The organism is Shewanella sp. WE21 (assembly GCF_002966515.1).
Classification (GTDB): Bacteria; Pseudomonadota; Gammaproteobacteria; order Enterobacterales; family Shewanellaceae; genus Shewanella; species Shewanella oncorhynchi.
Genome location: NZ_CP023019.1, coordinates 2,141,462 through 2,154,602, shown reverse-complemented (window position 1 = coordinate 2,154,602; position 13,141 = coordinate 2,141,462). Strand labels below are relative to the sequence as shown.

13 protein-coding genes are annotated in these 13,141 nt (G+C 44.6%); 5 read left to right on the top strand and 8 right to left on the bottom strand.

Annotated elements, in window-relative coordinates; all coding sequences use genetic code 11:
• Window positions 1-81: 81 nt before the first annotated feature.
• Entirely contained in the window at window positions 82-543 is a 462-nt protein-coding gene (locus CKQ84_RS09170) for an RNA-binding protein (protein ID WP_105251024.1), read from the top strand.
• 36 nt (window positions 544-579) lie between these two features.
• Here the strand turns inward: CKQ84_RS09170 and murI are convergent, their stop codons facing one another.
• Window positions 580-1,404, bottom strand: a complete 825-nt coding sequence (murI, locus tag CKQ84_RS09165) for a glutamate racemase (protein ID WP_105251023.1) — start codon at window positions 1,402-1,404, stop codon at window positions 580-582.
• A gap of 222 nt (window positions 1,405-1,626) precedes the next feature.
• On the opposite strand from murI, the gene trmA reads away from it, so the two are divergent.
• Window positions 1,627-2,724 carry a tRNA (uridine(54)-C5)-methyltransferase TrmA gene (gene trmA / locus CKQ84_RS09160; protein WP_105251022.1) on the top strand — a complete coding sequence of 366 codons (1,098 nt, stop codon included), beginning with the start codon at window positions 1,627-1,629 and terminating at the stop codon, window positions 2,722-2,724.
• A 107-nt stretch (window positions 2,725-2,831) separates the two neighbouring features.
• On the opposite strand, the gene fabR is transcribed toward trmA, so the two are convergent.
• Window positions 2,832-3,446, bottom strand: coding sequence for an HTH-type transcriptional repressor FabR (gene fabR / locus CKQ84_RS09155; RefSeq protein WP_105251021.1), 615 nt, complete (start codon window positions 3,444-3,446; stop codon window positions 2,832-2,834).
• 144 nt (window positions 3,447-3,590) lie between these two features.
• Between fabR and CKQ84_RS09150 the strand changes: the two genes are divergently transcribed.
• The 3 genes from CKQ84_RS09150 (at window position 3,591) to mnmH (ending at window position 6,972) form a co-directional block, all read left to right on the top strand.
• Window positions 3,591-4,697, top strand: a complete 1,107-nt coding sequence (locus tag CKQ84_RS09150) for a fatty acid desaturase (RefSeq protein WP_105251020.1) — start codon at window positions 3,591-3,593, stop codon at window positions 4,695-4,697.
• Window positions 4,698-4,792: 95 nt separating this feature from the next.
• On the top strand, window positions 4,793-5,851 hold the full coding sequence (selD, locus tag CKQ84_RS09145) for a selenide, water dikinase SelD (protein WP_105251019.1): 1,059 nt from the start codon (window positions 4,793-4,795) through the stop codon (window positions 5,849-5,851).
• Entirely contained in the window at window positions 5,851-6,972 is a 1,122-nt protein-coding gene (mnmH, locus tag CKQ84_RS09140) for a tRNA 2-selenouridine(34) synthase MnmH (RefSeq protein ID WP_105251018.1), read from the top strand. The genes selD and mnmH overlap by 1 nt, the downstream gene beginning before the upstream one ends.
• Before the next feature lie 23 nt (window positions 6,973-6,995).
• Here mnmH and CKQ84_RS09135 read toward each other — a convergent pair whose 3' ends face one another.
• The 6 genes from CKQ84_RS09135 to nudE form a co-directional block, all read right to left on the bottom strand.
• Window positions 6,996-8,312, bottom strand: coding sequence for a hypothetical protein (locus CKQ84_RS09135; RefSeq protein WP_105251017.1), 1,317 nt, complete (start codon window positions 8,310-8,312; stop codon window positions 6,996-6,998).
• A gap of 56 nt (window positions 8,313-8,368) precedes the next feature.
• Window positions 8,369-10,246 carry an MFS transporter gene (locus tag CKQ84_RS09130; RefSeq protein ID WP_105251016.1) on the bottom strand — a complete coding sequence of 626 codons (1,878 nt, stop codon included), beginning with the start codon at window positions 10,244-10,246 and terminating at the stop codon, window positions 8,369-8,371.
• Window positions 10,237-10,848 (bottom strand): TetR/AcrR family transcriptional regulator, encoded by a 612-nt coding sequence (locus CKQ84_RS09125; RefSeq protein WP_105251015.1) that lies wholly within the window; start codon window positions 10,846-10,848, stop codon window positions 10,237-10,239. The genes CKQ84_RS09130 and CKQ84_RS09125 overlap by 10 nt, the downstream gene beginning before the upstream one ends.
• Window positions 10,849-11,168: 320 nt before the next feature.
• Window positions 11,169-11,612 carry a GNAT family N-acetyltransferase gene (locus tag CKQ84_RS09120; protein WP_105253041.1) on the bottom strand — a complete coding sequence of 148 codons (444 nt, stop codon included), beginning with the start codon at window positions 11,610-11,612 and terminating at the stop codon, window positions 11,169-11,171.
• Window positions 11,613-11,619: 7 nt separating this feature from the next.
• The gene (gene cysQ, locus CKQ84_RS09115) at window positions 11,620-12,432 is read right to left on the bottom strand and encodes a 3'(2'),5'-bisphosphate nucleotidase CysQ (RefSeq protein WP_011848162.1); all 813 of its coding nucleotides are present in this window, start codon (window positions 12,430-12,432) and stop codon (window positions 11,620-11,622) included.
• Between the two features lie 71 nt (window positions 12,433-12,503).
• Window positions 12,504-13,055: an ADP compounds hydrolase NudE gene (gene nudE / locus CKQ84_RS09110; RefSeq protein WP_105251014.1), complete on the bottom strand. Its 552-nt coding sequence runs from the start codon at window positions 13,053-13,055 to the stop codon at window positions 12,504-12,506.
• Between the last annotated feature and the right edge of the window lie 86 nt (window positions 13,056-13,141).

Genomic DNA, 13,141 nt, shown 5'->3' with positions numbered 1-13,141 from the left:
GTGTAAAAGTAAATAATTCATTACCATATACTTGCTGTTAACAGTTATTTATCAATTTCCCATTCATCAGAGAGCATTCTTATGCAAAAGTCATTTCTTATTGTCTTGATTGTCGCCATTATTGGCGCAGTAGCACTATCTCAGTTCGAAACGCCATTATCAGCTATTGCTTTTGTCGCTGGCGCTATCATTGCAAGTCTTGTTTTTAAATTTGTTCCAGAGACTTCATCATCTCATGCTTCAGAAGAACAATATGTTGGCCCTACTATGACCTTATATGTAGGTAACCTGCCTTATCGTGTTCATGAGGGTGAAGTAAAAGTATTATTTGGCGAATTTGGTCCAGTAAACTCTGTGCGTTTAGTCAGAGATCGTAAGACGGGTCGTCGTAAAGGTTTTGGTTTTGTGGAGATGTCAGAATCAGGCGCTCAGAAAGCCATGGTTAAACTGAATGACTATAGTTTCCAAGAAAGAACCTTAAAAGTAAGAGAAGCAAAAACACAAGATTCGGAAGCTGCCGACCGTACAGGGACAGACGAGTAGCATTACCGCTTAAACTGTTTTGCTTTATTTTGTAATTTAGTTGGTTGTGGTGATTCGTTCGATAGTTGAAAAGCCACAATCAATTAATGTTGTTGTTAACCCTTCGCTGATTCCCACCTTAGTATAGAAAGCTTGCATCACCGACTCCCTTACTGCTTCTCTCTCATCTGTTACTCTGTGATCTTCCATAATAAGATTCTGTTGCGTTAAAAGAGTCACGACTCGCTTAGCAATAGCAGCGCCAGAATCCATTAGTTTTACGCCCGCACCGAGCACTTGTTGTAATTCAGCTTTGATCATAGGGAAATGAGTGCAACCTAGTACGAGAACATCCAATTGTGCGGCAACGACTGGTGCCAGTAACTGTGCCAATCTATGCATATCCAACATTCCAGTCGCCACTTTTTGTTCTGCCATCATCACTAATTCAGAACAACCAAAGAGTTCGACATGGCAATCATCAGCAAATTGGCTGATGAGTTCATGGGTATAATGACGCTTAACTGTGCCAGGTGTAGCCAAGAGTCCAATACGTTTGCTCTTAGACATTAGAGCGGCGGGTTTAATGGCGGGGACAACACCTACGACAGGGACAGTAAGATGTGCACGTAATGCCGGTAATACAACAGTACTTGCAGTATTGCAGGCAACGACCACTATCATTGCATTGGTACGAGCCACTAGATCGCATACTAATTCGACACAGCCAGAAATTAATACCTGCTCTTCCAACTCTCCATAGGGCAACCTAGCGTTGTCGAAAAGATAGCAATAGTCGCTATGGGGCAAACTCTTGCGAATTTCAGCCAGTACAGATAGACCACCAATCCCAGAATCAAACACTAATATAGGTCGCGACAAGCGAATCTCCAGTTTCGGATATATAAATAAACTATACAGATTGGACGCATTAACGATTCGATGGCTGCTTTACCGACGGAATCCAGCCAAATACCATAGAACCACATTCAAGTGCGCGGATTTTCCCATAGCTTTGCGAAAACCGCAAAAGCAAGATACTGGACATTCGTGTCACCTAGTATAATATTTGCGCCCCAATTTACAGCAACGGTGAATCAAACAATGAACTTAGCAGCAATGGACCCTCAGACTTATGATGCGCAGTTAGAACACAAGCGTATCAAGCTAGAACAAGCCTTTGCCCAATTTGAAACACCGAGTGTTGAAGTTTTTGCCTCAGAGCCAGCTAACTACCGTATGCGCGCCGAATTCCGCATGTGGCATGATGGTGACGACTTATACTATTACATGTTCGATAAAGTATTGAATGAGAAAGTACGTTGCGATCAATACTTACCAGCTAGCGTACTCATCAATCAAATGATGTCGGCCTTAATCGCCGAGCTGAAACCGAATCCGAGTCTAAGGCACAAATTGTTCCAAGTGGATTTTTTGTCGACTTTAAGCGGCGAGATTTTAGTGTCTTTGCTTTATCACAGGCAGCTTGATGACCAATGGCGCGCCGATGCGGCTGCATTGAAAGCCAAGTTAAGTAGCCAGTTTAACGTCAACATCATCGGCCGTGCCCGTAAGCAAAAAATCGATTTAGATAAAGACTTTGTGGTTGAGTCATTACAAGTAAATGATAAAACCTTCTTATATAAGCAAATCGAGAACAGCTTTACTCAACCGAATGCCAAAGTTTCCGTAAAAATGTTGGAGTGGGCTATCGATGCGACTCAAAACAGTAAGGGAGACTTACTCGAGCTCTACTGTGGTAATGGCAACTTTTCTATCGCACTGGCGCAAAACTTTAATCGCGTATTGGCAACCGAACTCGCTAAGCCTTCAGTCGATGCGGCGCAATACAATATCGAAGTGAATGGTATTGGTAATCTGCAGATTATTCGTATGTCAGCCGAAGACTTTAGCGATGCCATGGCGAAGAAACGCAGCTTTAGACGTTTAGAAGGTATCGATCTTGACAGCTATGTTTGCAACACCATTTTTGTTGACCCACCACGCGCGGGGATTGATCCTGATACGCTGGCGTTAGTCCAAGGTTATGAGCGGATTTTGTATATTTCCTGCAACCCTGAAACCTTAAAAGATAACCTGCAACAACTGAACGAAACCCATAGAGTGACCCGCTTTGCCTTGTTTGATCAGTTCCCTTACACAGATCACATGGAAACGGGTGTACTACTCGAGCGTCGTTAATCACTTCAGATACACTGAGCTCGACTGCATAACACTTAAACGTAAATTCGCTAAAAATAATGGAGCCTTAGGCTCCATTATTTTAGTAAATCTGCATCTCACTCAGATTAGCGGTGTTCAACCTTATGCTGCAAAGCCTCGGCGCCTTTGGCGACCATGCGCAATTGCATGACTAATTGATCGGCAAGAATTTTACGGTCAGCCCGTTTCATATCTAATGCGGAAGCGCCAGCATTAAACACCAGAGTCACTAAAGCTTCAGCCTGTGCACGGGCTAGCAAGGGGGTTCGACCCGCTTTGGCTTCGGTATAATGAGCCAATTCAGAAATAAAATGTTCAATTTCGCGGGCAACTGCCGCACGAAATGCTGCCGAGGTTCCAGAGCGTTCATGCAATAAAATACGGAATACGTTTGGATTCGAATCAAGCACTTCCATAAAGGTATCAACGGAAATACGGATCACACTGCCACCCACTTCAGCTCGCTGACGGCCTTTACGCATCATCTGCCTTAGGGTTAACCCGCCCTCATCCACCATAGTAAGACCAAGTTCGTTCATATCTTTAAAATGGCGATAAAAAGATGTCGGCGCGATATTAGCTTCCCGAGCAACCTCTCGCAAACTCAGACTTGAGAAACTGCGCTCAGCACTTAGCTGATTAAAGGCCGCATCGACTAAAGCTCTGCGAGTTTTCTCTTTTTGCTGTGCTCGAATACCCATTCTTAAATCCGCTAACTGAATGTAATAACGCGATAATACCGCTTTTAGGCATTAAACACAGCCCCATCGTCCTTGACCAAACAATATAGCTAAGCTAAATTAGCTTACAGATGTACGCTCAAAAGCGAATTTTGGAAACCTATAATGAAAAAACCCCCTATCATCTGGCTTAATGTCAGTCTGTTTGCCATCACTTTCCTCAGTGCGGTAATTTTAGTTCCATGGCGCGGTATTGTTCATGGCTATGGTGCCAGTGAATGGATCGCTTTTATTGTTTTAGCCTTTGCCAGTGGTTTGTCGATCACCGCGGGTTATCACAGACTCTGGTCACACAAGGCCTATAAAACCCATCCGGCAGTACGTTTTATATATGCCCTTGGTGGTGCTTTAGCATTACAAAACAGTGCATTGCACTGGGCATCTGATCACAGAGTCCACCACAAGCACGTAGATAATAACGACAAGGACCCGTACTCAGCCAAAATGGGATTCTGGTACAGCCATATCGGTTGGATGCTGCGTGAGTATCAGTCGCAACGCTATCACGATTATCAAAATGTGCGTGATCTGCAAAATGACCGTATTGTCATGTGGCAACACAAACATTACCTCGCACTCGTGTTGCTGATGAACATTGGGCTGCCTGCACTGCTTGGTTGGCTCAATGGTGACGTGCTGTCTATGTTATTGATGGCGGGTTTACTGCGTTTAGTGGTGGTGCATCACTGCACTTTCTTTATCAACTCTTTAGCCCACGTGTGGGGCAGCCAGCCTTATACCGATAAGAATACCGCCCGCGATAATGGCTTCTTGGCCATGTTGACCTACGGTGAGGGTTATCATAATTTCCATCATATTTTCGAAAATGATTATCGTAATGGCATTAAATGGTGGCACTACGATCCAACCAAATGGTTGATTAAGTCATTATCTTGGTTGGGATTAGCTAAGGATTTGCGTACGAGTCCACAGGAACGTATCGAGAGCGCACGCTTACAGATGCAGTTATTACGTACCAAGCGGAAGGTTAATAACCTGCCTAATGCCGATGAAATTATTGAAAAAATCCAAGCAGAGTATGAGTTATTAAAGCTGCACTTAATGGATTACTATCAAGCACAGAAAACCTTGCTTGAGGCCAAGCGTAAACAACTTGTCGATCAGCAACTATTGCAACAAGTTGAAGAGCTAAAGGCGCGTTTCTTAGTCCAGCAAAAACATTGGCGCAGCCTGACCGCAACTTATAGCTAAGCCACAATTCTGCCCGAAAGTCATACGGCCACCTTGCATGGTGGCCGTATCTGATTATGATGATGCCTTAATCACTTAAATAGGCTGTTGAGATCATGTCAGATTCCCCAGTTACACTCCCAGAATCAATCAAGCTAACAGAATATAGTCATGGCGCAGGTTGTGGCTGCAAAATATCCCCTAAAGTGCTCAGCACTATCTTAGCCTCGCAATTACCTGTATTTACCGATCCAAATCTGCTGGTTGGCAATCAGAGCCGCGACGATGCTGCAGTGTACAAACTCAATGATGACATAGGCATCATTAGCACTACCGATTTTTTTATGCCAATTGTTGACGATCCATTCACCTTCGGTCGTATCGCAGCGACCAATGCGATCAGCGATATTTATGCCATGGGCGGCACGCCTATTATGGCGATTGCAATTTTAGGTTGGCCAATCAATAAACTACCCGCAGAAATCGCACAGCAAGTGGTCGATGGCGGCAGACAAGCCTGCATGGAAGCGGGGATAATGCTAGCCGGTGGTCATAGCATAGACGCACCCGAACCTATTTTTGGTCTCGCGGTTACCGGGCAAATTGCCTTAAGTGATTTAAAACAGAATGATACCGCTAAAGCCGGCGATCGTTTATATCTCACTAAACCTATCGGCATTGGTATTTTAACCACAGCGCAAAAACAGAAAAAACTCCGCGATGAAGATAGTCTCATTGCGGTAAATGCTATGTGTCAACTCAATACTATAGGCGCGACCATTGCAAAAATTAGCGGTGTAAATGCCCTGACCGATGTCACAGGTTTTGGACTGGCGGGACACTTACTCGAAATGTGCCAAGGCGCCAACCTCACTGCGAAGCTTAAATTTGATGCAGTGCCATTGTTACCACGCGCCTTAGATTATTTGGCCTTAGGTTGTGTTCCTGGCGGGACTCACCGTAATTACGACAGTTATGGCGAGCATCTCCCTGAACTCAGCGAGCATCAAAAAGCGATACTGTGCGATCCGCAAACCAGTGGTGGCCTGTTAGTTGCCGTCTCTGCCGCAGCTGAAGCGGAATTAATCGCCCTACTCGATGCGAACCACATAACCCCAATCTGCATTGGGTCACTGGAAACACCGACCACTGCAGCGAATGTGGTGTTGTGCTGATGCCAAGCGCTATTATAGCCGCAGAGCAATATCGGGAAATTTTCCTCAACCAACATCCCATAATGGATGTGCGAGCGCCCATAGAGTTTACTCGAGGTGCGTTTCCCAACTCGACCAACTTGCCCTTGATGCTGGATAGTGAAAGGGAAAACGTCGGTACTTGTTATAAGCAATTTGGTCAGCAAGCCGCAATTGCATTAGGTCATTCACTGGTGAATGGTCCCATCAAGCAACAGAGAATCGAGGCTTGGGCTAGCTATGTTAAAGCCAATCCTAATGCTTACCTTTATTGCTTTCGCGGCGGCTTACGCTCGCAACTCACTCAACAATGGCTCAAAGAAGCGGGTGTAGAAGTCCCTTATATTCAGGGTGGCTATAAGGCCATGCGCCAATATCTGATTGGCGTGATTGAAGCGACACCGACTCAGCAACCGTTATTGAGTTTGAGCGGGATGACGGGCTGCGGTAAAACCGATTTTCTACTACAGCGTAAAGAAGCAGTTGATCTTGAAGGGATAGCCAATCACAGAGGCTCTAGCTTTGGCAAGAATATCGACCCACAGCCGACGCAGATTAACTTTGAAAATCAACTCGCCATTGCCTTGCTACAGCACCAAACAAGTGGCGCGGCGTGTTTACTGCTCGAAGATGAAAGCTTCCTGATTGGGCGTTCGGCGCTGCCGCAGACATTTTACAATGCCATGCAAGCCGCTAATGTTTTAGTGCTAGAAGAGTCGGACGATGCGAGGCTCGAACGCTTACGCTATGAATACGTGCATAAAATGTATAGCGGCTTCTGTGAGCGCCTAGGGCCGGGAGCAGGTTTTGCGGCATTTAGCGAATATCTATTGCAAAGTTTAGTGAGCATTCGCAAACGTCTAGGCGGAAAACAACATCAAGAACTGCAAGATTTGATGCAACAAGCCCTCGATCAACAAATCAACCAGAATGACACTTCGCTGCACTTAGTCTGGATAAACCTGTTATTGCACAAGTATTACGATCCTATGTATCAATACCAATTACAGAAAAAGTCCGAACGTGTTCTTTTTAAAGGCTCACATCAAGCGATGCACGAATGGTTGGATAGCCATAAAAATGATAATAAAGCCGCACAATAACTGTGCGGCTAGTACGCTAAAAATTAATTTGCAAAAATCGTAATGGCTTCATAGTTATAATTATCGAATTTAGCCGAGCGAATATTACCCGTGCTACGACTCGATTTACTGAGCTCGGCACGGAAATCATATAACCCCGTCATTCCTTCATAGCCCCAGACATATAAACTCATCATAGGGATTGTTATTCCATCAAATGCTGTTTGTAAGTGTATGGGCAAATCTAAATCCGGAATTGACCCCTTTAATGAAGCTGAAATAGCCCAATTCGCATAGCCATCTTGTCCTATGGTGATTTGTATCGCTTGCATATGGGCATTGTTGAAACTGTAGTCATAATTTGCACTACCACCATTATTAATAGTAGTGATTAAACGTGTCGTTTCATCCAGCATTTGGTTTTCATTTAACGGTAAATTCAAGCTCAAACTCTTCGAAGGATCAGTAACAGCCCTACGTGTTATTGCCGAATAATTTATGTAGCCAGCCTCATTTGCACCAAGGGCAATCCACTGTGATGCGTAAACTAAATTGCGATCAAAAATCGCGGGAAATAATTGCACTTCTTTCGTAGGCCATTCTACCCAGTTTTGGCGACCAAATTCAGTTTCAGAGTAACTCCTTAGCGAATAATCATTGGTATTCACATCAACATTTAACGGAGTCCCTTCATGATTAGTACCTTCAAATTCACTACTCGATATAGGTACTGCTTGCGATAAATCTAGTGTATTTATATCTATGCTAGCAGCATAAGCCGTAACACCACTCTGGCTAGGAACCAACACCATATTCACTGGTGCAAACTTATCGTCCTGCTTACACAGGCGTAATGAAGAATTGTTAGATTGTGAGTCCAAAAATGAGTTATTACCATATAGCTGGTAGTCACTATATACCGCTTCAATTTCACTAAGATCAAAATTCGCATCACTACAGTCACATTGGCTATTTAAATTTTCATCTGTGAAAGCATAAATGCCATAGTCGCCAGCTTTAGCGGCTAAATCCGTACGGATACTCCAAGTTGACTGACCATTACGAAACTCTTTTGCTGCAACTGTTAAATGTGATGCTTCGTTTGTCCAAGGTACATCGACATGTCCCTGCCCATCACTCTTATAAGTGCCGAGAATATGACCGTCTTGTCGGTGAATAATAACATCGGCACCTGCCATTTTTTCTTTTACATTGCATTTGCTTGCAACGCTCTGCACATCCATAACCAATCTAGCTGTTGTTGTACCCGAATCACCAGAATCCCCACCACTTGAATCACTCGAACCGCCGCATCCACTAAGCAATAACACTAGTGCACTGGCATAACATCCTTTTCCCATGACCAAACTCCAGAGTATATAAGTTATTATTTTGTAAATTTGTTAGAGCATACTAATTACAACACGGCTTCATTTCGTTTAACAAGTAGGTTTGCAACTTGCTGACGCAGATTTTCACGATTAGCGGAAACGTCCACGATAGGAACCGCAATATCCACCGACACCCTTGACCAAAAACGCTTGGGCATTTTAGCCAAGGCATGTCCGCCCTTGTGGCTAAAGTAAGATCCCCATAATCCGTGCAGCGCCATAGGAATGACTGGCACTGGATCTCTGGCCAAAATCTTATCAATTCCGGGACGAAAATCGCCAAGTTCACCGTCAGGTGTGAGTCGACCCTCAGGGAAAATACATACCAACTCGTCATTGGCGAGCGCTTCATGAATCGCCTCGAAGGCACGATTATAGGTCTCTTCACTTTGCTTAGGCGAACAGATAGGGATCACACCTGCATGGCGGAACAAATACTTCAACAGAGGAATTTCGCTGATGGATTTATCCATCACAAAGCGGATTGGCCGTGTCGACGCTCCCATAATAATCAATGCATCCACATAACTCACATGGTTACAAACTATGATGCCAGCCCCTTCCTTTGGAATTTTCTCTCGGCCTGTGACTGTCACTCGATACATAACATGACTGAGTAAGTAACTGATAAATCGTTGTGTAAATTCTGGTACTTGTGAATAAACATAGAGCGCGACTACAGCATTCATCACGGCGAGTAGCAGAAATAACTGTGGAATAGTCCAACCTGCAACGCCCAGTAACAGCATAGATAACAGTGCCGAAACCACCATAAACAATGAGTTCATAATGTTATTGGCTGCAATCGCCTGAGCACATTCACCCTTAGGCGAACGAGATTGAATAAACGCATACAAGGGGACGATAAACAAGCCACCGCTAACGCCAATCATAAAGAAATCCAGCATCACCCGATAATGTTGGGACTCGCCAATAAAGGCTTTTAATCCATAGACAAAACCAGCATCTACGGGCGCAGGTGGAATAGCCCAAAGCAAATCGACACCAAAAATAGTTAATCCCAATACCCCAAATGGCAGCAAACCGAGTTCCACATGGCCGTAAGAGAAACGTTCACAAACGAAGGAGCCAACAGCAATCCCGATGGAAAACATGCCTAATAATAATGACACCACAGTCGCACCAGAATGCAAATGCAGCTTAGCAAAGTTAGGAAACTGAGTCAGATAGGTCGCGCCTAAAAACCAAAACCAACTGATAGCGAGGATAGCCATCCAGATTGAAGGCGTTTGACGGGCTTTTTTGATGCTACGCCAAGTGCCCGATAACGGCCTGAAACGTATTTTTTCGATGACGCCCTGCGGGGGTAATGCAGGAATCGCTCGGCTCGATAAATATCCTGCAAAGGCTAATACAGCAACAGTAATCGCCGACCAAAGCGTACCGTTTTCATCAGAAACCAAGATCCCCGCACTCAAAGTGCCCACCAGAATAGAGAGAAAAGTGCCCATTTCAACCCAAGCGTTGCCTGTGACTAACTCGTCCTCTTTCAACGCTTGGGGTAACAAGGAATATTTAACCGGACCGAAGTATGCTGACTGGCTACCCGTTAAAAATAACAGTAATAACATCATCATGTAGCTCTCACTCAGAATCGCAATCGCGGCGCTAAACATGATGATGACTTCGAGTAATTTCAATCGGCGAATAAGTTTAGCCTTATCCATATTATCGGCGACTACACCCGCATGGGCCGAAAAGAGGAAAAATGGTAAAATGAACACCCCAGCCGCCAAGTTCACAAACATATCGACGCTTATGGGTAGGTCTTTCACTTGGCTAAAGGTCACTAATAGCAGCAACACATTTTTATAGATGTTGTCATTCAATGCGCCTAAGCACTGAGTCGCAAAATAGGGTAAAAAACGTTTTGTTAGCAGCATGATAGTTCCTTCTGGTAACCCATTCCTTGTAAATACGCTTGTACGTGACTCTCGAGTAAATCCTGCAGTGATAATGACTCAGCGAAGAGCTTATTATCGAGTGACAGAGAGGTCAGCCCATGAATCCCCCCCCATAATACCCGGCTCATACTGAGATGCTGTGTCTGCGTAACCTCGGGAAATAGTTGCGCCAATTCACGCTCAATCAGAGTAAATAACCCCGCTATCAATTGCCCTTGCGATTCAGGCAAGGGTTCAGAATCGAGTAATTGCAGCTCAAAAACCAGCTTGAAAGCTTGGCGCTGCTCATGGGCGAATTGACTATACTCCCACGCCATTGCAATAATTTTACCTAAACTGTCGGCTGCGCGAACACCCGTCAATCGGTCGTGCAAAATCCTAAGCGTTGACTCAGAAACCGCCAGTAATAAATAGTTGTAGCTGCCGAAAATATTAATCAAGGTACTAGGGACATAACCAATTTGGCTGGCCACTTTGCGTAAGCTGAGCCCTATGGCACCTTGATCTATCAGTAACTCAGTTGCCGCTTGTATTGCCATCGCGCGAATTTCATCATGGCTGTGTTCTTTTCGTCTGGCCATAGGTCTCATCCCCTGTTGAATAGCAAAAGACTAACAGTAGTTAAAATAAAAAACAACGTTCAAAATAAGTTTGTTTTACGTACAGAAGAGGGTAAATAATGAAGGATATTATTAAGGATGATGGATAAAGATAGGCACTCGAATTAGATTCCCTCAGCAAGCCGAACGGGATCAGTGGGATGACATCGCCTAAAAGAGCATAAAAAACGGCGCGCTCAGTCAACACACCGTCCATTATTTTGATTTAAAAATAGTTCTTAATTCAAAGGTGATTTTTATTTGAGGATAATCTTTCTTTGGTTCAAAGATAAGCACGCGATTTAAGGCCTGCGATAAGTCATCACAACCCTATCTGCGCCAGCGCCAAAATAATCGGCCTCAAAAGTTGAATCAATGAAACCTAAATGCTGATATAAACCATGAGCAGGGTTACTCGGATCAACGGTTAAACACACCCGCTCAACTGACACGGGCAACTCGGCTAAACATTGTTGCATCAAACGCTTGCCGAATCCCTTCCCGCGAGCATTTTCACTCACTGCGACAGATAATATCCACATGCAGTTAGGATCGCTACTCTGGGCACTGAGCAAATAGCCTTGTAGCTGATTATCTGCATCCACGGCCACTAAAAATTGCTCTGGCCAACAATCAAATCCCTGACGGAAGAAAAAATCAGGATAGCTGTGCTCGCCAAAAATGGCCTGTTCGAGCTGATAAACTGCGAATAACTCAGGCTTTAATACCGGACGTATAGACTGCATTTGAAAATCATTCACCTATTAAAATCTTATCCCACTCTAAGTTGGGTGCGCCAACTACGATGAAATTAGGGTTCTCTAAGCTCTCGCGCTCATTGTAGGTTAACGGTTGCAGCTCAGTATCCATCAGCTGTCCACCCGCTTCCTCGACGATAATTTGCGCAGCTCCCGTGTCCCACTCACCCGTTGGTCCGACTCGTACATAACAATCAGCACGACCTTCCGCGACAAGACAGCTCTTCAACGCTGCGCCCCCCATCACGACTAACTCGCAGTGTTTGGGATGGTTGAATAGGGTCAACACAGATTGGGGGTCCTGACGGCGACTTACGGCCAATCTTAGGGATACCTTTTCACGGTGCTCAATTTGGCGACTGCTAATACGCACTTCTTGTTTATCCGTGCGTTTGTACGCCCCTAAACCAGCAATAGCGTAATAACACACTTGTGTCATAGGCACATAAACCACGCCCATCACAGGACGATTGTGTTCCACCAGCGCGATAATGACCGAAAAATCACCACTGCCGGCGATAAACTCCCCCGTACCATCGAGCGGATCCACCAACCAATAGCGCTTCCAAGATTCACGCACACTCAACGGAATGTCAGCGGCTTCTTCAGATAACACTGGAATATCAGGCGTTAAGGCGGTTAATCGGTCACAAATGATCTTGTTCGCCGCCAAATCTGCGGAAGTGACAGGGGTATTGTCAGACTTCATTTCTCGCTCAAAATTACCTTTGAGATAAATGTCACGGATAGTTATCCCTGCATCGGTCGCAATCGCAATAACTTCGTCGATCAACTCTTCTGGCTTCATAACAACTCCAATCGCCTGCTGAGCGAATGTTTTGCAAGCGTGCAAACTCTGAACGCTTAAAAGGAAAAAGATTATTTAAGATGTAAATATTTTTGCGCCAAAAACAACGCGCTCACACTACGGGATTCAGAAAAATCGACATCATCGAGCAAGGCTTCCCAATCGGCGAGCGCCCAAGGCACCACATCAATTGGCTCGGGCTCATCACCTTCAAGGCGACTCTCATACAGATCTTCTGCAAGAAAAATTTGCATCTTACTAGAGAAATAACCCGGAGCTAGGCTGAGTTCTTTCAGTAAGGTGAGCTTATTCGCTCCAAAGCCAATTTCTTCCTGTAATTCACGATTAGCAGCTTCTATTGCTGTCTCACCGGGATCGATCAAACCTTTTGGGAAACCGAGTTCGTAATTATCAGTTCCTGCAGCATATTCGCGTGCCAGTAGCATTTTCCCTTGATGAATAGGCACTATCATCACAGCGCCACGACTACCGCCTTTCATGCGCTCATATTGGCGCTCTACACCATTGGAGAACTTAAGATGCACTTGCTCAATTTGAAATAATCGGCTTCTCGCGACAACTTCGGTATGCAATATTTCCGGCTTATTCTGCCGTTGCGACATAACTGCCTCTGGATAAAAAAAGCGATAAATTAAATAAGGTAAGTGACAATCTTACTATCCTGTCTTTAATCTACAACCTGAATTTA

Excerpts from the sequence above, each read along its gene's own strand:
- CKQ84_RS09170 (WP_105251024.1), top strand. The coding sequence starts at position 82 with ATGCAAAAGTCATTTCTTATTGTCTTGATTGTCGCCATTATTGGCGCA.
- trmA (WP_105251022.1), top strand. The coding sequence starts at position 1,627 with ATGAACTTAGCAGCAATGGACCCTCAGACTTATGATGCGCAGTTAGAA.
- fabR (WP_105251021.1), bottom strand. The coding sequence starts at position 3,446 with ATGGGTATTCGAGCACAGCAAAAAGAGAAAACTCGCAGAGCTTTAGTC.
- CKQ84_RS09150 (WP_105251020.1), top strand. The coding sequence starts at position 3,591 with ATGAAAAAACCCCCTATCATCTGGCTTAATGTCAGTCTGTTTGCCATC.
- selD (WP_105251019.1), top strand. The coding sequence starts at position 4,793 with ATGTCAGATTCCCCAGTTACACTCCCAGAATCAATCAAGCTAACAGAA.
- mnmH (WP_105251018.1), top strand. The coding sequence starts at position 5,851 with ATGCCAAGCGCTATTATAGCCGCAGAGCAATATCGGGAAATTTTCCTC.
- CKQ84_RS09135 (WP_105251017.1), bottom strand. The coding sequence starts at position 8,312 with ATGGGAAAAGGATGTTATGCCAGTGCACTAGTGTTATTGCTTAGTGGA.
- CKQ84_RS09130 (WP_105251016.1), bottom strand. The coding sequence starts at position 10,246 with ATGCTGCTAACAAAACGTTTTTTACCCTATTTTGCGACTCAGTGCTTA.
- CKQ84_RS09125 (WP_105251015.1), bottom strand. The coding sequence starts at position 10,848 with ATGGCCAGACGAAAAGAACACAGCCATGATGAAATTCGCGCGATGGCA.
- CKQ84_RS09120 (WP_105253041.1), bottom strand. The coding sequence starts at position 11,612 with ATGCAGTCTATACGTCCGGTATTAAAGCCTGAGTTATTCGCAGTTTAT.
- cysQ (WP_011848162.1), bottom strand. The coding sequence starts at position 12,432 with ATGAAGCCAGAAGAGTTGATCGACGAAGTTATTGCGATTGCGACCGAT.
- nudE (WP_105251014.1), bottom strand. The coding sequence starts at position 13,055 with ATGTCGCAACGGCAGAATAAGCCGGAAATATTGCATACCGAAGTTGTC.